The sequence below is a fragment of the Phytoamicus setariae genome (genome assembly GCF_016722925.1).
GTDB lineage: Bacteria > Pseudomonadota > Alphaproteobacteria > Rhizobiales > Rhizobiaceae > Rhizobium_E > Rhizobium_E setariae.
In genome coordinates this window covers 511,893-535,194 of the sequence record NZ_JAEQNC010000001.1, presented here as the reverse complement: position 1 = coordinate 535,194, position 23,302 = coordinate 511,893, and the positions used below count along the sequence as shown (strand labels likewise).

Below are 23,302 nucleotides of genomic sequence, written 5' to 3'. Positions count from 1 at the left end.
AATTATCGCAAATCAGAATCCAATGCCCGCAATGCCGACACGATCATTCAGACTTCTGAATCGCAGTTTCAGACGCCGTCGAACCATCGTCGCTACCTACAATCACCTCAAGGACTTCAATTCCTTCCATCACGCGGCAACCGCAAAGCCGCTTGGCGAACGACAGGATGATATCCCGGTGTCGTTCGAGAATGCCGAGTGCAATCTGTTCGGCCGCCTCGAGCCTTCGGTTGACGCGACGGGCGAGGTTCGGGTCATAGTTCAGCATGTCCGAACCATTCGACGGCGGTCGATAAAGGAGCGGCATCTCCTCGCCCAGTCCAAGCGATGTTTCGGCTTCGAGCGCCAGCTGGGTCGCGCGAGCCAGATCGCTGTCGACCGTTCCGCCTGCCCCAATACCGACTTTTCCCAACACGATTTTCTCCGCGGCGCGTCCGGCCAGCGTCGCCGCGATAAGTTTCATCAGACCGTCTTCGTCCTGAAGCTCGGTCACGTCGAGGTCAGTATCGACCTGTCCACCGCGGCCACCGATGCGGATCGTCGACACGGTGCCAATGCCAAGGACGGTACAGACAACTGCATGGCCAAGCTCGTGGACAGCGATCTGCCAATCAAGCGTCGCATGCGGCGGTCGTGCAGAGGCCGTCATGGACCGTTCGATATCCTGCCAGGTCAGCGACCGCCGCTCGCGGCGTGCCCTGGCCCGCGCTTCGCGGACAAGCCGCTCGATGTCGGCGCCCGTCGAGCCTGTGGCGAGCAGAGCCAGAGGGCGAAGAGCCTGTGCATGATCCAGGCGATCTTGGGGTGTTACTGGCATGCCCGTTCTCCTTTGGTCAGAGCTTCTCCGATTGACCGGGTGCCATCGGCTGGATCGGCATCCGGTTCCGCATGAATGGAGTCGATCGCTTCCAACGCGGCGGCTTCCAGCGACGGACGGCTCGCCAAAACATGATCGAGGTCGCCGCCAAGATGATGGACAAGGATACCGACCAATGCATCGGTATCTGGAGGACTAATGACGACATGCTTCTCAAGACGACCAGATCGCAGCAGCGCGCTGTCGATGCGATCGGGGTGATTGGTCGCACCGACCACGACAACGCCGTCGTGGCGGTTGGAGCCATCGAGCAGTTCAAGCATCCGGTTGATGAGCGAATCCCAATAGTCGGAGTGCTGGCTTGAACGTCCGCGGCTACCGATGTTGTCGAGCTCGTCGACGAACAGGATACAGGGTGAATGTGACTTTGCGGTCTCGAACGCCGCGGTCATCGCCTTGAGAACGTCTCCGAGATATCCAGGCTCGAGCCAATGGGCGACCGACGTAGCGATCAACGGCACACCGAGTGTATTGCGAAGCGCCTTGGCAAACGTGGTCTTGCCTGTGCCGGGTGGCCCGGAGAGAAGCAGCCTTGTACTCAATTCCGACCAGTCGAGCTGACCCTGGCGCCAGAGAGCGAGATCGGCCTTGAGATCGAGTGCCCAAGTCGCGGCCGCGCCATAGCCGTTGAGTGTCTCGACAAGCACGGGCGCACGCTGAACGATCACGCCCTGTTCCGGCTTGGGTGACCCGGCGTTCACTTCTGGCGGCATCACATCGAACCGCACCTCGGACTTCGCGGTATTCTTGCCAGTCTTGTCCTTGCCCGGCTTCGTTTCCTTCACCTCCTCTTCCTCGTCCTCCGTGTCGCGCGCACCACCCTTGCCGATAGCCTTGAGGATGTCGACGATGCGATCGACGCTGCGGCCGGGACGGATTGCCAGCATCAGGTCGTCGAGACCGAGACCACGCGGATCGAGGCCGACGCGCGCCATTGCTGCAAACGCTGCCTTCGGCGCAATGCCGGCGGAGAGTTGCAGCAGTTCGGCGATCAGAGTCCGGTCGACATGCTCAAGCGTGATGACCAGATCGGCCGCAGCGGTGATCCTCACGGGAAGTTTGCCAGCACCTTCATCGGCAACGACGATCGGTGCATCGGCGAATGAACGTGCCCTGGCAAGCGCTGTGCGTACGACAGGCTCACTCTTCTGCCGCAGCGAGAGACCACCGAAGGTGATCATCCTTGGCAATTTCGCAGGCACATCACGATAACTTCCAGACAGAGCATAGTGGCCAAAGCCGTCGGCTTGCGGCATCGTCGAACCCAAGATCAGCCCGGCTTCAAGCATGGTGCCGAAGCGCTGCTCGAACCCGTCGATCGGCACCCGGACAACGACCATGGCATCCGGCTGCCGCAATGTCTGGAATAGCTGTTCCAGACTGCCGACACTTTCGCCTACGGCGCGTGCCAGCAGCAGTGCTGCCGCAACATCGCCAACGTTCAGCGGCGGAACCATGGAACGCAGTGTCCGCAGAACACGATGGCGACCGGGATCGCACATTCTGTCCGTCGCAGCAGCACGGAGAGCGTGTTCGGTCGAGACTGGTTCCCGCGGCGGCTTGCGCGTGCTCCTGCTTGTCTGTGATACACGAGCCCACTCCTCCTGTTCGCGACGGCGCTTCGGCATCGAGCGCGGTTGGTCGTCGTCAAAGCTGATCTCCCCATCAGCGGGCGACCGGGTTGATCGTGGCGCTCGAAGGAGCCGGGCAATCTGTTCACGATCGGCGATGTCGTCGCCCAAGAGCGTGATTGGCGTTGTCGATGACAGAGACCAGATCAGACCGGACTGGTTGTCGCGGTTGGTGCTTTCAAGCAAACCGGCCTCGGCGGCACATTCATAGAGATCATGGATCGCCTGCCGGCGAAGGCGGGCAAGCAGATAGCGGGTGAGACGGTCGGTGATCGTGGTCATTAATCAGCCCTCCCCATCGGCAAACGCACTGATGGCGCGACGATCGGTTTCGGGGACTGCAACTTCAAAGCCCGATTTGCAGTCGATCCAGTCGCGCAGCATCCTCGCGGTGGGATCGCCCTGCTTGCAATGCCGATCGAGATCGGCAGAGATCAACGCAGGAATCCTCGACGGCCGGCGGCCGAGGCGCTTGCAGCTACGCAGGATGATGGCGACGATCTTTTCGATCGCGAGGATCGGTTCCCCTTCCTCTGTCCTTGCACCGCCGGCGATCGCCATCGCGATTGCGACGGCATTGTTTTCCACGCCGATGGCTTCGCGCTGATCGTTGCGGGAATGCCGCGTTTCGGCTGGCGCCAGGTGTTTGCGCGTTGGGGCTGAGGGATGGAGCTGGATGATTCTGGGCATGATGCCTCCTGGCATGCCGGGAGCTACTCGACCGGCTGCGCAACAAATCGTGGGATGGAGAAGCTGGTCGGCATGCCAGGTCAGCGCGAACTGCCGTCATCGGGAAGGCGGGCAAACCCGATGGTGATTTCGCCGGGACGGCTGCGTCGTTGACCGCAGGCACCCCCACCAGTCGTCCCGCTGTGCCGGCGTAGTGCGGCGACGCGCTCACGGACTGCATCTTCGATCAGCACCTGCCTTGCTGCCGCGAACTGCGCGGCGACGCGCCGCGCAAAAGTCTTCCGTATCGCTACGATCATCACCGCTGCATCTGGCACGCCGATCAGGTGGTCGAGTTCCGCAAGCGACCAGATGCCTCGGTCGATGTCCGGCCTGACACCTTCGATGTTGACAACGGCGATGCGGATATCTCGGAGCACCACCTGTGATCCGGCCTGACCGAGCAGATCAGGAAGGCTGATCCCGGCCGCCAGCATGCGGCGCCGGAGGTGCGCAATCCGGACCGCGTCATAGGAATCGAGGCTGCGCTTGATGTCGATGAGATGCGCGGTCCCCTTCTCGCCGTTGATGACCAGAAGATCGGGCCGATAGTGATGCCGGGTCTGTCCGCTTGCCGCAGCCTTGAGCTTGCCGATGAGCTCAGTCGGCATCGTTCTGATCCTTTCGACAAAATCCGGATCAAGCGGCAGCCGGCAATCGGCAAACACGCTGACATCCGGATTGGCGGACGCGAGAACGGTGATCGCCTGCTCCAGCAACTGGCCTTCGGCGACGGGCGGCAGATTGCCGAGGCGCGCATAGTCACGCGGGTCACCGCGCATCAGCTCGGCGATCCGGGCAATCGGCAGGGCGGTGGCAAATGCGTGATCGATAAGCTGGTCGAGGTGAGCCTTGACCGTCTTCAGGTCGATCGGGGCCGTGGCGCCAAATGCGCATTTGGTTTTTTTGGTCATGGTGGTTCCTTTGAAACGCCTTGATGTCCCGCGCTCTGCACGGCGGACGATCGCTCGGAAGCGCGGAAGTGAATTCCGCTTCGGCTGCCATCGGGCAACTTGATCCGACGATCGAAGCCGACTGGCGCGAACGGTTGCTGGTCAGCCTGCCGGGTGCGGCAAGGCGGTAGCGGCATGGAGCGCTGCAAGACGGCAAGCGGGATGGCCGCAGGTCGCGGCTGCGCCGAAGCCTGCCGGATCGCAGCGGAACCGATCGGACGTTTTCCGGGGAGAAAGACGGGAATACTCTTCCGGGTGGGAAGAGGAGAAGTTATGGCTCGTCATAGCCTGGGTCCTTTCAGAAGAAGGATTGCGGGTCAGGCCTCCGTCTGGTGTTGGTAGCACCGGCGGAGGCCGCTTCGTCCGTCCGGCTTCGATCGCCTTCCGGTGATGATCAAATAGCTTACACGCGGCAAGGTTGCAATTGCAAAAGGAACGTATCCGGAACAAGAACGCCGGCATGGTTAACGGCAGACGCGTCGGCAACAAAAAACCCCGCACGAGGCGGGGTCAAAGACGTTGATCGAGAGTGACATACGGCGTTCGCCGTGAGGTGCCTGAACCAGTCAGGCCTCCAGAGCTTCGGCCACCATCCTGACCTGTTGCCGCTGGGGAAGTTCGACAACATTGCCAGGCTGCGGCTCAGGCGGATCGATCCTGACACGGCTCATATCAAGGGCTTGCCGTTCGGCGGCATGGATCGCCGCGGCTTCCGCGGCAGTATCCACCGCCTCGCCATCGATCGGCATCCCACCTGCGACTGGTTCGCCGCGAACCGCGAACTTGAGAAGCGGATACACTTCATCGACAATCCAGGTCTTGAACGCCGCATTGGTCGGCCAAACACCAGAGCCTCCAAGTTGATGCAGTGCCGCCTGCAGGCGCCCCCATGTCGAGCTCTGACCATAGCGCGATGAGCTCCAGTTCACGCGGGGGTGTTCCGCGTCCATATAGAGGGGGGCCAAGGTGAGCCCGAAGAGATCGCTCGCATGTCGAGCATCAAATTCGATCGCCTCGGCAAGCCCGCTCTTGGTGACACGCTCGCCGCTGTCGTACTTGGCGACGGCTTCTTCGACCGCGACCAAAATCTTCGCAAGCAGATCGGAGAACAGCCCGATATTGGCTTTCATCCGCTGCTCGGCGATCTTCACGCACCCGGCGCGACCCGGCATGTCAAGCACATTGACCGCAGGCGCTTCCGCCTTGGTCTCTGCCCCGACCATCGTCTTGATCTTTGCCACTGTCAGCCGCTCACCGGTCTCGATGGTATCGAGCACGCCCTCGATCGCCTGATCGTCGGCTCCCAGGAGCGCGAACATGGCAGTCGAGGCGACGGCTGACTTTTCCAGCCGTTCCCGGTAGCCCGACAGCTCCTTATGGACGCGGGTATAGTTTTTGGCGGCCTTGGTGCTGATGCCGGCATTGGTCTTCAGCCAATGGCCGAACTTCTTGTCCGGCAGAATGGCCTGCACCATCGCAAGCTCCTCGCCATATTCAAAGGTCTGTTCCGTAGACTTGCGCCCGAGCGCCCTGATGCGTTCGGCGCAGTGCGCAAGCGTCTGCTCCTGCTCCGGTGTCAGCGGAGGCTCGACCTCGAGGGCCTTCGGCACCCTTACGGCTGTCGATGCCTTCAACTCGGCTGTCGTTGCGGCTGCCGCCTGCGTCTTATGCGTGTTCTTCTGCACTCGGAAACTCCTTGTTCCATCAGTGATCACCTCGATCAACCGTGAGACAATAATGACATAACTGGCGCATGAGCGTTACAACCGACATATATCAACATACTGAATATTCTATATATAATTCATTTTCAGAAGGTCAGTCCCTGATTCTCTTGGGGGAATGTTCAGCAGGATGGCGTAAAAGAAATATTCGTTTCGTATGCGGAATTATATGTTTGCTAATTTAACTTAAAATTGAAGATGACGCTTTTTTTGCTTCCGCACCTGGGTGCATCCAGGATTCTGGTCAATGATGGTTCAGCTTGGCTTGGCAGCTAACCGAACGACAATTTCGATCAAGAACTGCGCCGCAGCGGGTCGATCAGGCACTTGCGTGCGGCGCCGTTGCACTCCGAGACCGCATGCTCGACGTCAGCCTGCGGGCACCGTCCAAACGATTGCCGCTTTCACACAGTGACTTCCATAATGACGGAAATGATTTCTGCTTCAAACCAGACTGTCCCTTAGTCACGTTTTGGATACCGGTTGTGGCTTCGCAGATCAGAGCGCCTCAAGCCAATGGGTAAACATGCAACGCGATTAGTATCCTGGGGGTGCCCAGGAAAATCATCCTCGCCACCATCATTGGGGATAGGGCGGTCTTGGTATCGCCGAGTGCAATGCCGACCACTCTTGCTGCAACGATCGATTGTTCGAGCTGACAGGTCGGCTTGCCGCCTTCGAGTTCGACGATGAACCTTTCGGCCGTGCCACATCGCTCGGCGAGTTGGGCCTGCGTCCAGCCCAATGCCCGTCGTTTCGCGCGTACCCGCGCGCCGAATTGAACCGCCGACTTGATCATAGCGCTTACCGTACGGGAAGTTTTGTGACCCAACAACCAAAACTTCCCGATCGGGAAATCAGTGTCGCGATCAGCTGCCTTTTCGTTTCCTGGATTGCCTTGGAATGTGATTGGTCACTGCTTCGGATAGACGGACCGGAAAAGGGGTCAGGTGAGAGGTTGGAGTTGGCAATGTCGTCAACGACAACGCCATCAACTCCAATGACGCGGGGTCAGAATAGCGCCCAGCATTGACGTCGTCACCATTGCTATGACCAATGATATCCCTTCTGACTTCCAATGACACGCCCGCCTGCTTCATCGCATTGTTGCACCAGTGGCGGATCGAATGCAGGACCTTTCCTTCGGCCTTGGCATTGGGAAGTGCTGCCGAGCGCATCTTCTCCCACTCGTCGCTGAAGACATCCCCCATTGGCGTACCTTCGGCCGCGGCCTTCAACTCGGGAAACAGATAGATGTGGCCAGCGGAGCGAAGAGCCTCCACGTAGTCCAGGAAGCCCAAGCGGATGAGTTCAGTATGCAACGGGACGCGCCGCTGCGACTCTTCGGTCTTCAAGTCACGGATTGCGCTATTCTCCAAACGTAAGCAGTGGACACCCTCGAAAGTCTCAACTTCCGACAACAGAAGGCCGCAGAATTCTTCTCTGCGGCTTCCCGTGTACATGGCCAAGAGCGGCCCCCAATAGGTCGCGTCGTGAATGACAAGATTGCCGGCCAGCAAACGCTTTTCCTCATTTTTGCAGCCGTGCCAGATTGGAAGACTGCACAGCGTTTGAAGCTCCGCCGTTTCGAAAGCCGGACGCTCCTTGCGTGCGCTTCCCCTCTTCCGGGTTCTCAGACGTTCTACGCCTTCAAAGTCGGCAAATGGGTATCCCGCTGCCTCGCAGATTTTCACAATGTTGCCCATCTGCGTCATATGGCGGTTCATTGTTGAAGCAGACAATCCGACCTTCTCTTTCGGCATCTCGGCCGCCCGAGCGAGGATTTCGGGAATAGTTCGCGCAAAATCCTTTGGCGACTTGCCGTAGTTCTTTGGGAATTTGACCAGCGCCGCCCGAAATTGAGCGATGTGTGTCTGACGCATTTTACGAGGATTGCCGTGGCCGACGAAACGTACAAACAGCCTTGCCAATGAATTATGTTGATCGAATGTGTCCTTGCGCCATTCCTTCATGACGAGATTGATTTCTGCCGCTTCGGCGACAATCTCAACGAGGCTGCGGAAATCCTCGTCGACTGCATCATCGTCCTCTTCCTCGATATCGTCATCGAAAGTCTTCACCTGATCCAGCGTCATCTTCACGTCGACCCGGTCCGACATATCCATGATTGGTTGCGGGGCAGGCAACTCATTGGGGGAGGCTGACAGCAGACCAACCGGCTGCTTCGTGGACTTCGAATTAGACGGCACGGGAGACGATGCTCGATCGAGATAAGCCTGCTGTAGCAAAGCGTCATCGTCAAACCGAACCCCTGTCCAACGCCTCTCCGTGTCAATCAACGCGGCCGCCATACCACGAAGGTAAAGCTGCTGCGCGTGCTGAAAATGACCGTTGGTCGGAGTGATCCCGAACTCCTCCATCAGGGTCAGGATTTTATCCGGCGCAGGAGAAAATGCACCCTTACGCCGGAGTGTCACTATCGTTTGTTGGACTTGAGATATGGTATCGTCGTCAAGCCCGCTCGACCGCATGGCACGGAGCTCATGCTCTCCTACATTGGCGTTCTTGCCATGCGCCGCAAACAGACGGTATGCCCATCCACTGGCTACATCCGCTCTTCGTGACGACTCAACGTCAGCGCCATAGGCAATCTCGTTGGCGGCGACTGCGTCGAGCTTGGCACTGTGGGCGAGCGCAACCTTCTTGAGTATCTGCCTTGCGTGGTCTTCCGATATCATCTTGTCTCTCAGGAGAGGTATTATCTTCTCGCTCGTGACCGTCAGCTCCGCTGCGATCCGCTTTGCCTCGTCCAAATTTTTCGTGTTCAAACTGATTTCCGTGGACACCAAAGCACGAAACTCGGTTCCATTCGGTAAACGACGGCGCCACCAATAGACTGCGCCGCGTTTGAAGACGTATTGAACTGCACCCATTTTCGATCCCTTTCTGTGAGGGCAATCAAGATGAGCAGCCTTTTCAGGTCAGACAGTCGAGTCAGACAATGTCTGACTTGGGATTCCCAGCTAAAATGAACATGCTGGAAATCTCGACGTTTTTGACTTGAAAGAGAAGTCATGGCTGGGGCGCCAGGATTCGAACCTGGGAATGCCGGTACCAAAAACCGGTGCCTTACCGCTTGGCGACGCCCCAATGCCTGATTGCCGGATGCGGTGGAGAGGTTCCGGCGTGGGATTGCGAAGCGCTCATAGCAAAAGGTATCCGGCGGGGCAACGCCCATAACGAAAAAACCGCAAGATCATTTCAGCGCGGCGATCCTTCACCTGAATTGTCCAACCGATTTCAAGTTTTGACTGGACGCGGCGGCAGACTTTTCTAAGGTCTGGCCAACGCATGAGGAGAAACATATGCCTGGATTCAAAGCCCGTCCGCCCGCCGAACCGACCGTGCTGCTTGATGACGCCATGGTGCGCATCACGCGCTGGGATTTTTCGCCCGGCGCCGATACCGGCGTGCACACCCATGGCTGGGGCTATGTCGTCGTACCGATGACCGATTGCAAAATGCTGATCGAGGAAGATGCTGGCAATCGCGAGGTCGATATCGCGCGCGGCGCCGCCTACCGGCGCGAAGCGGGCATGACGCACAATGTCGTCAATCGTGGCGAAGAATTGATGTCCTTCATCGAGATCGAGTACAAGTGAACATGGCCGATGCCGATTTCAACAGGGAGTTCTCGCCATCCTATGGCGAGGCCGTCCCTGTTGCGCCCGGGGTCGAGCGGCTGACTGTCAACAACCCGTCCGCCTTCACCTTCTACGGCACCAATTCCTACATTGTCGGCAATCGCTCGGTCTGCGTGATCGATCCCGGGCCGGAAAACGATGACCATTTCCGGGCGCTGATGGCCGCGCTCAAGGGTCGCGAACTGACCCATATCGCCGTCAGCCATACCCATCGCGACCACTCGCCACTGGCCCGGCGCCTGAAAGCCGAGACCGGCGCGATCATCGTCGCCGAGGGGCCGCATCGGGCGGCGCGACCACTGCACAACGGCGAGACCAACCCGTTCGCCGAAAGCTCCGACACCGAATTCATGCCCGACATCGCGCTGGCGCACGGGCAAAAAGTGGAAGGCGACGGCTGGAACCTGACAGCGCTGTTGACGCCCGGCCATGCCGCCAATCATGCCGCCTTCGCGCTCGATGACGACGGCGTGGTGTTTTCCGCCGACCACGTGATGGCCTGGGCGACCTCGATCGTCGCACCGCCCGATGGCTCGATGAGCGATTACATGGCTTCGCTCGACGTGCTGCTGGCGCGCGACGACCGCATTTTCTTTCCCGGCCACGGCGGGCCGGTGATGGATCCCCCGGCGTTCATGCGCGGCATCCGCACCCATCGCCGGATGCGCGAGCGGGCGATCCTGGAGCGCATCCGCGCCGGCGACCGGCGGATACCCGACATGGTCAAGGTGATCTATCGCGAGACAGACCCGCGGCTGCATGGGGCAGCGGCGCTTTCGGTGCTTGCACATATCGAGGATCTGGTGGGGCGTGGCGCGGTGACCACCGATGGTCCGCCGCTGCTAGCCGGCATCTACGAGCCGGCCTGAGGCGATTCAGGGGATCGCGGTTTGTGAATATACGACGTTGCGGCCGCGGCGACGTCGTTCACACCGCGCACATCCGGCGAAGTTTGGCCTCAGTCCCCGGCGATGCCCAGCAATTCCGCATCCAGCGCCCGGAGGTACTTCTCGATGAAGGCCGCGCCGCTGCCAAGATCGTGCTGCCCGTAACGCGATGCGACACGGATATCGACGAGTGTGGTTTCCGCCTCTTCCCGCATCCGGATCACCACGTCCTGCCGGAAGCCGAAGACCAGTGAGCGATGTACGCCCTGTATGAAGGCGTCGCCAACCGTGACGGGCTGTCCCATTTCGTATTCCGGGCGTGGCAGTGGAACAGGGACGTTCTCGGGCGCATCCGGCACGGCTTCATCGGCGGCTTTCTTGCTGTCGACCCGCGCCTCGGCAGGCGCAGTCTCCGGCCCGCCGCGTTGTTCGGTGACGGTAATGCCCATAGCGTCAGCTACTTTCAGGGCAGCGGTGTAGACACGATCGAGCGCACCGTCGTAACGCCGGCCGGAAATCGTCCGATAGGCATTCTGTTCCGCCTGACGTTCCTTTGCCGTCTCCGGCTTGCGCTCGCCCAGCCAGGACTGATCGGCCTTCACCTCCTCGATCCATTGCGGAGGATCGGCGAGATCGCTGCTAATGTCGTAGATCGGCGGCAGGTTCACATAGTTCGATGCTGCAAACGCCAGTGGAACCAACGGCAGGATGACCAGCAACAACGCTTGCCCGGCTGCCTTGCCGCCCTTGGCGCCCTTTCTCCACAACATGGCCAGCCCGACGATTGCCAGATAGAACGCCACAACGGCGAGACCCGCGGCAACCAGTGCGATGGCAAGGAAAGAGGGCGTTTCCAGCGGCCCAAAACGATGCAGGCCCCATCCCAGGACGAACATCGCGAAAGCGAGAAGTGCCAGACGGCGTGCGAAATAAGCCGAACGGGAAATAGGGCGTTCATAGCGGACCGTCATTCGCACCTCAGAACAGGGCTACTTGCAAACCATTTTTGGATACGCCGACTGGCGGTTGCGGGCAATGGCCTTGGTCGAAAAGAGTGGGAAAACCACAATGTGTCAACCATCGAAGCAGCTCGGTTGAGGCTGCAACATCGAGCACACGCGCCCGTCGTTTTCCGGGCGCACCGAATGCGCTGGGCTGCATGAGCCGCGCATGGGCCGGGCCCAAGCACCGGAACGCAATCGCGCGACACCGCTCGCCATAGATTTGCCTAGGTTTACCCTACACTTACCCCAGTGGGGGCACGAACTGGAGAACAGGATTATGCGGGCACCCGAAAAGCATGTTGAAAAGGCCAGGCACACCAAGCCTTCCAAGACGAAGGGCGATACCGCACCGGTAGAGTTCATCGAGGTGGGGCTCAGCCTGGAATTGCTGCTGGACAGCCATCCTGTCTTTTCCGACGCAGTGCGCGCTGCGATCCTGCCGCTCGATGGCGAGTTCCTGTTCGACCTGCCTCATGGCACCGACCCCGACAGCAAGGGCCGCGTCGCAGCTGTGCGCCTTGCCTATGCCGGCGTCGACGAACCAAGGCTGGCTTTCGTTTTCCTGTCCGACGACGGTACGGAAACCAAGGTGGAAGGTGCTGACGGCCAGGCCGAACATCTCATCAATTTTGCAAATTCGTTCGTCGATGTGCTGGAGAAGATCGGCCAGCATTGAGCTCGCCAGCCCAGCTCCTCCGCTTCTAATCTTGACGGTGGGACCTGCGGCCCTCCCGTCACTCCCTTTATGACGACTTGTAACCGCCGGGATGCTCATCCCGACATTCGCCATCGTGGTCTTGACTCTGAATAGAGAATATACAATTCTCTATTCAGCGCGATTGGAGGAAATGCGATGACGACGTCAGCCCGGACTGCGGTGGCAGTTGATCACGATGCGTTTGCGCAAATGGATGCCACCGAGCAGGCAATGCTCGTGCGCCGCGGAGACGTCAGCGCCCTGGAATTGGTCGATGCCGCAATCCGGCGGATAGAAAAGCTGGAGCCGCGCATCAACGCGCTGGTTTCCGAGAATTTTGCCCTCGCGCGGGAGCGTGCCCGCAATACGTCGCGAGACGGCGTTTTTGCCGGCGTGCCTACTTTGATCAAGGACCTGACGGCCTATCCGGGGCATGCAGCAGGCTTCGGCACGCGGATGTTCCATGGGCAGGTCTCGCCAGCCGGCTCGCAATACACGGAAGCACTGGACGCTGCCGGTCTCATTGTTCTCGGCAAGAGCGCCACATCCGAGTTCGGATTGCTCGGAACGACCGAGACCCTGGTAAACGGCGCAACCCGTAATCCGTGGAACCTTTCGCTCTCGCCCGGCGGCTCCTCCGGAGGTGCTGTCGCGGCCGTGGCTTCGGGCATGGTGCCAGTCGCTCACGCATCGGATGGCGGCGGCTCGATCCGCGGACCAGCGTCATTCGCCGGCCTGTTCGGTTTCAAGCCCAGCAGGGGGCGAACGGTCCTTTCGGGTATTCCCGCCGAAATGCCGACGGCGCGGCTGATCAGTGACCATTGTGTCAGCCGCTCGGTGCGCGACAGCGCAAACTGGCTTTTGGCAACGGAGCAACCCGGCGTCAATGCGCCTCTACCAACGGCGACGGCACTTGCCGGCACGGCGCCCAAACGACTGCGCATCGGTGCCTACCGAAACGATTGTTTCGGACGACCGCCCTCAAAAGACGCCCTCTGCGCATTCGAAACCGCAATGCGATTGTGCGAACAACTCGGCCACGACGTGGTCGAGATCGCAGGCCCGGCTATCGACGCCGAGGCAACCGGCAAGGCCTTCTTCGCCCTGTCCGGAATTGCCATCGGAGGCATTCTGGAACACGTCAAGCAGGTGATGGGGCAAGCCTACGATCCCTCGCTGCTCGAACCCTATACAAGCGAGATCGTCCGGCGCGCGCAGACGCTTTCGCCCGCCGACTGGCCGGAGATGATGGGCGCGTTTGCCGCTGCGGAAATCGCCGCCGACCGGGCCATGTCCGGCTATGACGTGCTTCTCAGCCCCACTGTGCCGTTCGGCCCCTGCCCCCTCGGCATGCATGGTCCGAACGAAGACGCCGACGCAGCCAATGCGTTCACCCAACAGTTGGCGGGCTACACGGTCGTCGCCTCCCTCGCCGGCTGGCCAGCCATGTCCGTTCCCCTATACTGGACTGCCGAGGGGCTTCCCATCGGTTGCCACTTTGCGGCTGCGAGGGACGAAGATGCGCTGTTGTTTTCGCTGGCATTCCAACTGGAAATGGCAGCCCCCTGGCGACATCGGCTGGCGGACCTGACGGAGACGCTGCTTTGCCTCAACGACTGAAGCAGGAGGTGCGCGAGCGCATCGTCGCAGCAGCAGCCGCCATTTTCGCCGACCAGGGCTATGCCATCGCCAAGCTCTCCGATGTGGCCGAGCGCGCCGAAACCAGCACCAGCAACATCTACAAGTATTTCGCCAACAAGGAGGCACTGTTCGACGAGATCGTGACCCCTGCACTGGCCGGACAGCTCTTGAAGCTGCTGCGCACGCGCATTCGCGAGCTGGGACAGCTGGACAGCTGGACAAGCGCGGATGCGGCGGGATCTGACCACGCTCGCGCGCTGCTGTCGTTCTGGGTCGAACACCGCCACGTTACCCTGGTGCTGCTGCGTGGCGCCGAAGGCACCCGCTTTACCCACTTCCGAGATCTCATTGCGCGCGAAATGGAACGACTCGCCGCCGACTACATCAGCAGGACCCGGGGCGAGCAAGCGCTGTCCCCGGAACTTGCTTTCGTGCTGCACAAGCTTTTTGTCCGCACTGTCGACATGCTCGCGGACATCCTGACCGAGTACGATAAACCAGCCGCTATCCAGCAGGCCTTCGCCCATTTCTGGCGCTATCAACTGGCCGGATTGCAGGCGCTGCTGACTTTACAGAGCGCACCGCAACCCGGTCCTCCAATCAGCTCGACTACTTCACGAGCCCCAGATTGATCAGTTGGACTCGCCTGTTGACCGCCGCGGTGGGTTGTGCCGCATCGATCGGCCATTCCTCACCGACCCCGATGGCGAAAAGCCGATCTGGCGAAACCGCGAATGTCGTCGCCAGCGCCACCCTGATCGCATCGGCGCGCTGCTGGCTGAGCTTGAGATTGTGCCTGGCGTCGCCGGTGGAACTGGTATGGCCGATGATCAGGAACTTGTAGCGAAACAGGTTGGGATGATGCATCGCATCGGCAATCAACCCGACCGCCCGGTATGAATTTGGCTCGATTGCTATCGAGTTGTTTTCGAAATTGATCTCGAGGATCAACTGCGAGAGCTTGGCCAGCCTGCTCCAGTCCGGCAGCGTGGAGACACCCTTTCCGACATTGTCCGATGCCTGTTGAGCGAGCAACGCCACATCGATAACGGGGGCTGCGCCCTCGACCCGCCCGAGCGTCGTGACCATTTGCCGATGGGTGATTTCCTGCGCCGAGACAAAGCCCGGAACGGCAAGGATGGCCAGTGCCAGCAGTGTGCGTAACCCCCGAGTGCTTTTCTTCATGTTCTCGATCCCGCCCATGGTTCACCGCCATCCTGCATCTGTGATGGTCTGATTGCAGTCGTCGCTTATGTGCTTTGTTGCCTTGATAAGGCAGCCAAGGATGTTTCCATCTCCTCGCATGCCCCGGCAACGCTGACCGATGGCGTGCCTGCAGACCTTCGCGTAAGACATCTGGGCTGTCTGTCGCAGCTGGATCGACGCCAACACGCTTGAAAGCGTTGAGTTGCAGGTTGGCGACACCTTTGCCGCCTTCTGCTCAAGGCAGTTCTGAATCGCCCCGTTCCCCAGGTTGAGGCCGCGACAATGCTTCTTGATGTCGGCGCCGCAATCCTTGGCAAGAACAGTCACGGCATCGGCGTAGCTCATGGTGTCGGCGATGCTGGCACCCGGCAAAGCCAGACAGGCGGCCAGAAAGGCCCATCTGAAAGCACTCGGTTTCTTCGACATTCGAAATCCCTCTCCAAACGATAAGGCCAGCCGATCCGGCACCGCGACCTCACAAGACGACGCGCCAGCGCCGGACAGACAGCCCGGCAGGAAGGAGCACACTCGTCGGTGGAAAATACAAGTACGTTACGGTAACGAACACGCAACATGATTGAAAACGCGCCCGTTGAGCACGCAGTTTCAGCATGGTGAAAGGCAGGGGATGCTTTCCGGTTCTTCTCGTTCCGGAGCGTTGCCTGTGCCGCCGCCAGCTTGAAGCCTGGACGGGGGCGAGGCAGCGATCCAGCAAGCGTTTGTGTTTTCCAGCACGAACAGCTTATCGGATTGCAGGACTGCTCATCGACCATAACTGGCCACCGATCGTATGGCGCACCCTTGCATTGTGGGTTCGGATCGCGTTAGAGCCAGTCGCGCAAGCTAAAGCGTAGGTCCCTGATGTCCGATACCAGCCCCTCCCTCCCCTCCCAAACCCAATCTGCGCACGATCGCATCGAATTTCTGGCCGGTATCGCCGCGTTGATCGGGGCGGCTTTCGCGATGAGCATTTCACCGAGCCTGGTACGGTTTGCGGATGTCGGGCCGCTGTCTAGCGCATTCTGGCGTGTGTTCCTGGCGCTGCCGATCCTGTGGATGTGGATGCGCGCCGAAGAAGGGGCACCGACTGGCAAGACCAGAAGCTGGTCGCTGCCCGTCTTCTTGTCAGGCCTGTTCTTTGCGGGCGACCTGCTGCTCTGGCATCTCGCCATCATGAAGACCACGATTGCCAACGCCACCTTCTTTGCCACCATGGCACCGCTCTGGGTGGTGATCTTCGGCTGGCTGGTCCTCCGGCAGAAGGCGGAGAAGTCCACGCTTGCCGGGCTCGGCCTCTGCCTGGTCGGCGGTGGCGCACTCGTCTACCAGAGCATGTCGCTCAATCCCGCCCACGCGATCGGCGATGCGCTCGGCATCGGCACCGGCGTATTCTTCGGCCTCTATTTCCTCGCCGTCGGCGCGGCCCGCAAGGAAACCAGCGCCGCACGCGTGACCTTCGAGATGAGCCTTGTAACGGTCGTCATACTTCTTGCGGCGGCTCTTGTGATCGAAGGGGATATCCTGCCGCATACGGCGCTCGGCTGGGGCGTGCTCTTCGCGCTCGCCTTTGTCAGCCATGCGGGTGGACAGGGCCTGCTGTCGATCGCGCTCGGCCGGCTGCCGACAATATTCTCCTCGCTCGTCATATTTATCGAGGCGATCGCCGCAGCCGGCTTCGCCTGGGTTTTGCAAAACGAGCCGGTTTCGGTAACGCAGGCCATCGGCGGCGCCGTCATCCTCGCGGGGATATGGATCGCGCGACCGAGGGCGAAGGATTAAGGCAAGGGCCCCTCACCGCTTCCTCTCATTCCGGATCGTCGCCTGTGCTGCCGCCAGCTTGGCGATCGGCACGCGGAAGGGCGAGCAGGAGACGTAGTCGAGGCCGGCTTCCTCGCAGAAAGCGATTGAGCTTGGATCGCCGCCATGCTCGCCGCAGATGCCGAGTTTGAGGCCCGGACGGGTGCGGCGGCCGCGCTCGGCGGCGATCTTGATGAGCTCGCCGACGCCATCGAAATCGAGATTGACGAACGGGTCGCGTTCGATGATGCCCTTCTGCATGTAGGTCGGCAGGAATGCCGAGGCATCGTCGCGCGACATGCCGAAGGTGGTCTGCGTCAGGTCGTTGGTGCCGTAGGAGAAGAACTCCGCCACTTCGGCGATCACATGGGCGCGAAGGGCGGCGCGCGGCAGCTCGATCATCGTGCCGACGAGATAGTGGATGGTCATGCCGGATTCCTCGATCACCGAGCGGGCGACCTCGTCGATGCGCGCCTTGACGTAGTCGAGCTCGGCCTTCAGGCCCACCACCGGCACCATGATCTCCGGTTCGACCGCCTCGCCCGTCTTGCGGGCAGCGATGACGGCGGCCTCGAAGATGGCGCGCGCCTGCATCTCGACGATCTCGGGATGGGAAATGTGCAGCCGGCAGCCGCGATGGCCGAGCATCGGGTTGAATTCGTGCAATGCATCGATGCGCTCGCGCAGGTGGCTCGAGGCCATGCCGATGCGGCCCGCGACCTCTTCTATTTCCTCCTCGGATTTCGGCAGGAATTCATGCAGCGGCGGATCGAGCAGGCGGATGGTGATGGGGGTGCCGTGCATGATCTCGAAAAGCTCGACGAAATCCTCGCGCTGCATCGGCAGCAGCAGGTTGAGCGCCGACCGCCGCTCCTCGACGGACTCGGCCAGGATCATTTCGCGCATGACGTTGATGCGGCCGCCCTCGAAGAACATATGCTCGGTGCGGCAGAGCCCGATTCCCTCCGCCCCGAAGGCGCGTGCGGCGCGAGCATCCGACGGCGTTTCGGCATTGGTGCGCACCTTCATGCGGCGAATGCGGTCGGCCCAGCCCATGATGCGCTCGAAATCGCCCGACAGCTCCGGCTGCAGCATCGGCTGGAAACCCTTCAGCACATGGCCGGAGGAGCCGTCGATGGAGATGATATCGCCTTCCCGGAGTTTTACGCCTTGGGCAACAAGCTCGCGGTTGCGCATGTCGACGCGCAGCGAGCCGACACCGCAAACACAGGGCAGGCCCATGCCGCGCGCCACCACGGCGGCGTGGCTGGTCATGCCGCCACGGGTGGTCAGGATGCCCTGCGCCGCCTGCATGCCATGGATATCCTCGGGGCTGGTCTCGGTGCGTACGAGAATGACCTTGCGGCCTTCCTTCTCGGCGGCAATCGCGCCTTCTGAGGTAAACACGATCTCGCCTGAGGCCGCACCGGGCGATGCCGGCAGACCGGTGCCGATCACGTCGCGCCGGGCGCTCGGATCGATGGTCGGGTGCAGCAGTTGGTCGAGGCTCGACGGGTCGATCCTGTCCACCGCATCGGCCGCGGTGATCAGTCCTTCCTCGACCATATCGACAGCGACCCGCATTGCGGCCTTGGCCGTGCGCTTGCCGGACCGGGCCTGCAGCATCCACAACTTGCCGCGCTCGATGGTGAATTCGAGATCAAGCATATCACGATAGTGGTTTTCCAGCCGGTTGCAGACTGCCAGGAACGCCTCGAAGGCTTCCGGCATCAGCTTTTCCATCGACGGCCGGTCCGATCCGGTCTCGATGCGGGCGCGCTCGGTGATGCTCTGCGGGGTCCTGATGCCGGCGACCACATCCTCTCCCTGGGCGTTGACGAGGAACTCGCCATAAAGCTCGCGCACGCCGGTCGAGGGATTGCGGGTAAACGCCACGCCGGTTGCCGACGAATTGCCGAGGTTGCCGAACACCATCACCTGGATGTTGACCGCGGTTCCCCAGTCTGCGGGGATGTTGTGCATCAGCCGGTAGGAGAGCGCACGCGGATTGGTCCAGCTTGCGAAGATCGCGCCGATCGCACCCCACAGCTGGGACATCGGATCTTCGGGGAACGTCTGGCCGACCTCCTCCTCCAGCATTTCCTTGTAGCGGCCGACAACGCCCTGCCATTCCTCGCCGGTCATATCGGTATCAAGCTCGCGACCGAGGCGCGCCTTCTCATCCTCAAGAATTTCCTCGAAGATATCGTGGCCGAGTCCCATGACGACGCCGCCATACATTTCGATGAAGCGGCGATAGGAATCCCAGGCGAAACGTGGATCGCCGGTGTCGTCGGCAAGCGCTGCAACGGTCTGATCGTTGAGGCCGAGATTGAGCACGGTGTCCATCATGCCCGGCATCGACACACGCGAACCCGACCGCACGGCAAGCAGCAGCGGATTGGCCTTGCCGCCAAATTTGCGGCCGCTCAACTGTTCCAGCTTCTGCAGACCTTCGACGACGGCCGCCTTCAGCCCGTCGGGAAAATTCCTGTTGTGGAGGTAGTAATGTGTACACGCGTCGGAGACGATGGTCAGGCCCGGCGGCACCGGCAGGCCGAGAAAACTCATCTCCGCCAGATTGGCGCCCTTGCCACCCAGAAGCTCGGCCATATCGGCGCGGCCTTCGGCTTTGCCACCACCGAAACTGTATACCCACTTGGTCAACTCCGGCCCTCCCCAGGCGGAATTCAAAAAACTGTCACGAACACTGCTATCCTATTCCAAAGGCTTTGAAAACCAGTGTCTAATACAAAATGTTGCAACGCAGCAAGAAAGTTGGCGTGCGCTGGAAAAGACCCCTCCTAAATCCTCCCCACAAGGGGGAGGACTTAACGCGAAACACCCATCGCAGCGGAACTCCGAAGCAGGAAGCATTAGCTGTGGCCTGAGCCCCTCCCCCTTGTGGGGAGGGGAAGCCTTGCGCTCAATAATCCGTCACATCGATGCGGATGATCTTGCCCTCTGCATTGAAGGTCAGCGTTTCCTCGCCGGTGCGCACCATCGGCTGGCCGGTGCGGCTGTCGATGGCATTCAACTTCCACACGGAACGCGCCGCAAGCGGGCCGACATTTTCGACCAGCGTGTCCTCGGCGACCTGATCGGGATAGGCGTCGAAATACTTGCGGAAGGCGATCATGATCGCATCGCGGCCATCTATCCGGCCGCCAACGCCACCGGAGACATAGATGGCATCGTCGGCGAAATAGCGCTCGATCGTCTGGTAATCGAGGGCGTTGATGGCGTCGTGGAAAATGGTCAGGTGTTTTGCGGGGTCGAATGTTTCAGTCATCATGCCAGTCCATAGGTCTTGAGGTCAGAATCGAGCTGGTCGGCGCCGACATAGTGGATCGCTTGCCAGCCGAAAGCGCGGGCGGCTTCGATATTCGGCAGGCTGTCGTCGATGAACAGCGTGTGCGCGGGATCGAGGTCGAAGGCCTCGGTGTGCGTCCGGTAGATCTCCGCATCCGGCTTGATCAGCCGGACACGCGCCGAAACCGTGACCCCGCGCGGCTTGGCGAGAAATGGAAAGATCTCCAGCGCCTGATCGAACGTGTCGTCGGCAAAATTTGTCAGCAGCGTCACATCCTTGCCCTCGGCGATCAGCCGCTCCAGGTGAGCTACGCTGCGCTCATAGGGATGCGGCACCATTTCATGCCAATACTTGCGGAATGCGCGAATATGCTCTTCCCGGTCAGGGAATTTTTCCAGCAACAGCGCCTCCGCCTCAAGCCAGGTGCGGCCGCGATCCTGCTCGACGTTCCAGTCGTGCGTGCAGACGTTCTCGAAGAACCATTTGCGCTCCTCGTCGTCGGGGATGATCCGCTTGTAGGGAAGATCGGGATCGTAATGAATGAGCACCTTGCCGATATCGAAGACAATGTGGCGGATCTCAACGGACATATTATTTCCTTTTGATTCTTTGAAATGCATGCGGAATAGCGGCGGCAATTGCTTTTTTCATGACGGTCGGCAGTGCTTCGCCATCAAGATTTGCGACGGGCTCCCACCAGCCGTTATTGGGCTTGGCACCAGCGCTTTCTACATCGGCACGGTAGACGCTCAACCTGAGTTCGAAATGGGTGAATACGTGGGTGATGGCGCCCGTGGGCTTCCAGTCGCCGGCAAAAGGGGCGGCATTGATGCCCGTCTCCCCGTCCCGGCTGGCGGTCCAGCCTGTCGTCGGCACTTCGGTCATCGCGCCGAGTAGCCCGGTATCGGGCCGTTTGCGCAGCAGCACGCGCTGGCCTTCATCGACAGCGACGAAGGCAGCCCCCTGCCGCACCGGCTTTTCCTTCTTCGCCTCCTTGACCGGGAAATTTTCCGGATCGTCCTGGTGCAGGGCGACACAACTTTCCCGCCATGGACAGAGCGAACAGGCCGGCCTTCGCGGCGTGCAGATCGTGGCGCCGAGATCCATCATCGCCTGGGCAAAATCGCCGGGACGTTCCGCCGGCGTCAGTGTCTCCAGATACGCCTTCAGGATCGGCTTGGCACCGGGCAGCGCTTCGCGGACCGAAAACAGGCGCGAGACGACACGCTCGACATTGCCGTCCATGACCAGCGCCCTGATATCGTAGGCGATCGCCGCGATCGCCGCAGACGTATAATCGCCGATGCCGGGCAGCCTCCGCAGCCCCTCCACCGTTTGCGGAAACGCGCCATCGTGCAGCGCCACCACTGCCTCGGCGCATTTCTTCAGGTTTCGGGCGCGGGCATAATAGCCCAGTCCGGCCCAGGCCTTCATCACGTCCTCGGTGTCGGCGCTGGCCAGATCGCCAACCGTCGGCCAAAGGGACAGGAACTTCTCGAAATAGGCTTTCACCGCCTGCACGGTGGTCTGCTGCAGCATCACCTCCGACATCCAGATGTGATAGGGATCGGCGACTTTGCCATTCCGGCGCATGACGGGACTGACGCGCCACGGCAACTCGCGATGATGGCGATCATACCAGCCGAGGAGTTCGGAAGCGTCGGGATGCGGTAAGGGGGAAAGTTTCATCGGTTGCTGGCAAGCCTGATCAAGGTTATGGTTCAAGCAGTAACAATGTTCGCCCAGTGCTGAAAGCCTCATGTCAACTTTCCAGAGAAAAGGTGCCTTCCAGATTTCGGAAGTCGCCAATCGGCTTATTGACCCTGTGCTGGCGCGCAAGGCGGGTATCAACACGGCCTTGATCGGCTCGTGGGACGAGATTGCCGGTGCGGATTTTGCCGATTGCACCCGCCCGGAAAAGATCACATGGCCGCGGCGCAATGCTGATCTGACCAGCGAAAGTGCGGGCGTCGAACCGGGTGTGCTGACGATTGCCTGCGAAGGGGCGCGCGCGCTGTTTCTCACGCATGCGCAGGGCGAATTGATCCAGCGCATCAACGGTTTCTTCGGTTACCCCGCCATCCGCCAGATTCGAATCGTCCAGAAGCCGGTGGCTCCGCTGCACAAACACCGACGCAAGCTGCGACCGCTGTCGAAAACCGAAGCGATCCGGCTCAGCGAAATGACCACGGAAATCGAGAACGACAAGCTGAAGGCCGCGCTGGACCGCCTCGGCCGCGCCGTCATCGGCAGCCGCAAATAATGGAAATCCTTCGGCTATTCTCCGAGCTCAGCCATTTGCCAGTCACAATTGTTTGAACACATGCGCTTGCCCGCCCACTTGCGGCCTTTGGCAGCGCAGTATATCGAAATTTCATATGCCTTATCGAGGAGCAACCATGCCGATCCCTTTGACGACCCTTTCAATGCGCCTGCTGGCCGCCGTTGCCATTGCCGGTCTCGGCGCGATGCTGACCGCATGCAGCGACGGCACAGACAAGGAAGCCAAGAAGACCGACACGACCGCGACCGAGGTCGCAAAATCCACCGCTGTGGAACCGGTCGACACGATCAAGACGGCTGCGACCTCCGCCAACGTCAAGCTGCCGACAGCCGAAAGCACCGTCGATGTCGCCAAGCTGATGGAGCCGGGTGCGCTTCCGGACATTTCGATCGGCAACCCGGACGCCAAGGTGACCATCGTCGAATATATGTCGATGACATGCCCGCATTGCGCGCGGTTCCATAACGACATCTTCGAAGCCATCAAGACGAAGTATGTCGACAGCGGCAAGGTGAAGTTCGTCCTGCGCGAATTCCCGCTCGACAATCGCGCCGCCGCCGCAATCATGCTGGCCCGTTGCGCGCCCAAGGAACAGTATTTCCCGATGGTCTCGGCGCTGTTCAAGAGCCAGATGACCTGGGCGACTGCCGAAGATGGCCGCGCAGCACTGCTGCAAATGTCCAAGCTTGCCGGTTTTACACAGGAGAGCTTCGAAGCCTGCTTGACGAACCAGAAGCTTCTGGATGATGTGAATGCAGTGCGGGACAAGGCAGCCAAGGAATACGGTGTGGATTCTACTCCGACGTTCTTTATCAATGGCGGCCGCTATACCGGGGAAATGTCTATTGAGGAAATGTCGGCTCTCATCGACGCCGCCGAATAAATTCCTGCCTC

General features: G+C 60.5%; 23 protein-coding genes and 1 tRNA gene. 9 read left to right on the top strand and 15 right to left on the bottom strand.

What is annotated here, in order from left to right; genetic code table 11:
• Positions 1-43 precede the first annotated feature (43 nt).
• The 4 genes from JJB09_RS02520 to JJB09_RS02505 form a co-directional block, all read right to left on the bottom strand.
• On the bottom strand, positions 44-817 hold the full coding sequence (locus JJB09_RS02520) for an ATP-dependent metallopeptidase FtsH/Yme1/Tma family protein (protein WP_201652545.1): 774 nt from the start codon (positions 815-817) through the stop codon (positions 44-46).
• The gene (locus JJB09_RS02515; protein ID WP_201652542.1) at positions 808-2,790 is read right to left on the bottom strand and encodes an ATP-binding protein; all 1,983 of its coding nucleotides are present in this window, start codon (positions 2,788-2,790) and stop codon (positions 808-810) included. The genes JJB09_RS02520 and JJB09_RS02515 overlap by 10 nt, the downstream gene beginning before the upstream one ends.
• A 3-nt stretch (positions 2,791-2,793) precedes the next feature.
• The gene (locus JJB09_RS02510; protein WP_201652539.1) at positions 2,794-3,198 is read right to left on the bottom strand and encodes a hypothetical protein; all 405 of its coding nucleotides are present in this window, start codon (positions 3,196-3,198) and stop codon (positions 2,794-2,796) included.
• Between the two features lie 80 nt (positions 3,199-3,278).
• Positions 3,279-4,151, bottom strand: a complete 873-nt coding sequence (locus tag JJB09_RS02505; RefSeq protein WP_201652536.1) for a hypothetical protein — start codon at positions 4,149-4,151, stop codon at positions 3,279-3,281.
• A gap of 23 nt (positions 4,152-4,174) precedes the next feature.
• Here JJB09_RS02505 and JJB09_RS02500 point away from each other — a divergent pair, with 23 nt between their 5' ends.
• A complete protein-coding gene (locus tag JJB09_RS02500) occupies positions 4,175-4,321 on the top strand; it encodes a hypothetical protein (RefSeq protein ID WP_201652533.1) in 147 nt (48 codons plus the stop codon).
• A gap of 435 nt (positions 4,322-4,756) precedes the next feature.
• Here the strand turns inward: JJB09_RS02500 and JJB09_RS02495 are convergent, their stop codons facing one another.
• From JJB09_RS02495 to JJB09_RS02480, 4 genes are all read right to left on the bottom strand, one after another.
• Positions 4,757-5,875 (bottom strand): hypothetical protein, encoded by a 1,119-nt coding sequence (locus JJB09_RS02495; protein WP_201652530.1) that lies wholly within the window; start codon positions 5,873-5,875, stop codon positions 4,757-4,759.
• A 547-nt stretch (positions 5,876-6,422) separates the two neighbouring features.
• Positions 6,423-6,713 (bottom strand): helix-turn-helix domain-containing protein, encoded by a 291-nt coding sequence (locus JJB09_RS02490; protein WP_201652527.1) that lies wholly within the window; start codon positions 6,711-6,713, stop codon positions 6,423-6,425.
• A gap of 70 nt (positions 6,714-6,783) precedes the next feature.
• The gene (locus JJB09_RS02485; protein WP_201652524.1) at positions 6,784-8,808 is read right to left on the bottom strand and encodes a site-specific integrase; all 2,025 of its coding nucleotides are present in this window, start codon (positions 8,806-8,808) and stop codon (positions 6,784-6,786) included.
• 142 nt (positions 8,809-8,950) lie between these two features.
• Positions 8,951-9,025 (bottom strand) — tRNA-Gln (locus JJB09_RS02480).
• Positions 9,026-9,240: 215 nt separating this feature from the next.
• Here JJB09_RS02480 and JJB09_RS02475 point away from each other — a divergent pair.
• Both JJB09_RS02475 and JJB09_RS02470 read left to right on the top strand, forming a co-directional pair.
• Entirely contained in the window at positions 9,241-9,537 is a 297-nt protein-coding gene (locus JJB09_RS02475; protein WP_201652521.1) for a cupin domain-containing protein, read from the top strand.
• A 2-nt stretch (positions 9,538-9,539) separates the two neighbouring features.
• Positions 9,540-10,448, top strand: coding sequence for an MBL fold metallo-hydrolase (locus JJB09_RS02470; RefSeq protein WP_201652518.1), 909 nt, complete (start codon positions 9,540-9,542; stop codon positions 10,446-10,448).
• An 89-nt stretch (positions 10,449-10,537) separates the two neighbouring features.
• Here JJB09_RS02470 and JJB09_RS02465 read toward each other — a convergent pair whose 3' ends face one another.
• The gene (locus JJB09_RS02465; protein ID WP_201652515.1) at positions 10,538-11,437 is read right to left on the bottom strand and encodes a DUF1499 domain-containing protein; all 900 of its coding nucleotides are present in this window, start codon (positions 11,435-11,437) and stop codon (positions 10,538-10,540) included.
• A gap of 310 nt (positions 11,438-11,747) precedes the next feature.
• On the opposite strand from JJB09_RS02465, the gene JJB09_RS02460 reads away from it, so the two are divergent.
• From JJB09_RS02460 to JJB09_RS02450, 3 genes are all read left to right on the top strand, one after another.
• Positions 11,748-12,146 carry a hypothetical protein gene (locus JJB09_RS02460; protein ID WP_201652512.1) on the top strand — a complete coding sequence of 133 codons (399 nt, stop codon included), beginning with the start codon at positions 11,748-11,750 and terminating at the stop codon, positions 12,144-12,146.
• A gap of 177 nt (positions 12,147-12,323) precedes the next feature.
• Entirely contained in the window at positions 12,324-13,787 is a 1,464-nt protein-coding gene (locus JJB09_RS02455) for an amidase (protein ID WP_210341634.1), read from the top strand.
• Positions 13,772-14,440 carry a TetR/AcrR family transcriptional regulator gene (locus JJB09_RS02450; protein ID WP_201652507.1) on the top strand — a complete coding sequence of 223 codons (669 nt, stop codon included), beginning with the start codon at positions 13,772-13,774 and terminating at the stop codon, positions 14,438-14,440. Before JJB09_RS02455 ends, JJB09_RS02450 begins: the two co-directional genes overlap by 16 nt.
• Here JJB09_RS02450 and JJB09_RS02445 read toward each other — a convergent pair.
• Together JJB09_RS02445 and JJB09_RS02440 are read right to left on the bottom strand one after the other, a co-directional pair.
• The gene (locus JJB09_RS02445; protein ID WP_201652504.1) at positions 14,418-14,993 is read right to left on the bottom strand and encodes an OmpA family protein; all 576 of its coding nucleotides are present in this window, start codon (positions 14,991-14,993) and stop codon (positions 14,418-14,420) included. The two genes, JJB09_RS02450 and JJB09_RS02445, sit on opposite strands and share 23 nt — an antisense overlap.
• Positions 14,994-15,014: 21 nt before the next feature.
• Positions 15,015-15,440, bottom strand: a complete 426-nt coding sequence (locus tag JJB09_RS02440; RefSeq protein ID WP_201652723.1) for a hypothetical protein — start codon at positions 15,438-15,440, stop codon at positions 15,015-15,017.
• 435 nt (positions 15,441-15,875) lie between these two features.
• Here JJB09_RS02440 and JJB09_RS02435 point away from each other — a divergent pair, with 435 nt between their 5' ends.
• On the top strand, positions 15,876-16,793 hold the full coding sequence (locus JJB09_RS02435) for a DMT family transporter (RefSeq protein ID WP_201652501.1): 918 nt from the start codon (positions 15,876-15,878) through the stop codon (positions 16,791-16,793).
• Between the two features lie 12 nt (positions 16,794-16,805).
• Here JJB09_RS02435 and ppdK read toward each other — a convergent pair whose 3' ends face one another.
• From ppdK to mutY, 4 genes are all read right to left on the bottom strand, one after another.
• Positions 16,806-19,478: a pyruvate, phosphate dikinase gene (ppdK, locus tag JJB09_RS02430; RefSeq protein ID WP_201652498.1), complete on the bottom strand. Its 2,673-nt coding sequence runs from the start codon at positions 19,476-19,478 to the stop codon at positions 16,806-16,808.
• Between the two features lie 259 nt (positions 19,479-19,737).
• The gene (locus JJB09_RS02425) at positions 19,738-20,103 is read right to left on the bottom strand and encodes a nuclear transport factor 2 family protein (RefSeq protein WP_201652495.1); all 366 of its coding nucleotides are present in this window, start codon (positions 20,101-20,103) and stop codon (positions 19,738-19,740) included.
• Complete coding sequence (locus JJB09_RS02420) at positions 20,103-20,714, bottom strand: HAD family hydrolase (protein WP_201652492.1); 612 nt, start codon at positions 20,712-20,714, stop codon at positions 20,103-20,105. Before JJB09_RS02420 ends, JJB09_RS02425 begins: the two co-directional genes overlap by 1 nt.
• Before the next feature lies 1 nt (position 20,715).
• Entirely contained in the window at positions 20,716-21,813 is a 1,098-nt protein-coding gene (gene mutY / locus JJB09_RS02415) for an A/G-specific adenine glycosylase (protein WP_201652489.1), read from the bottom strand.
• A gap of 70 nt (positions 21,814-21,883) precedes the next feature.
• Here mutY and JJB09_RS02410 point away from each other — a divergent pair, with 70 nt between their 5' ends.
• Complete coding sequence (locus JJB09_RS02410; protein WP_201652486.1) at positions 21,884-22,387, top strand: DUF721 domain-containing protein; 504 nt, start codon at positions 21,884-21,886, stop codon at positions 22,385-22,387.
• A 136-nt stretch (positions 22,388-22,523) separates the two neighbouring features.
• Complete coding sequence (locus tag JJB09_RS02405) at positions 22,524-23,291, top strand: DsbA family protein (protein ID WP_201652483.1); 768 nt, start codon at positions 22,524-22,526, stop codon at positions 23,289-23,291.
• Positions 23,292-23,302: the final 11 nt, after the last annotated feature.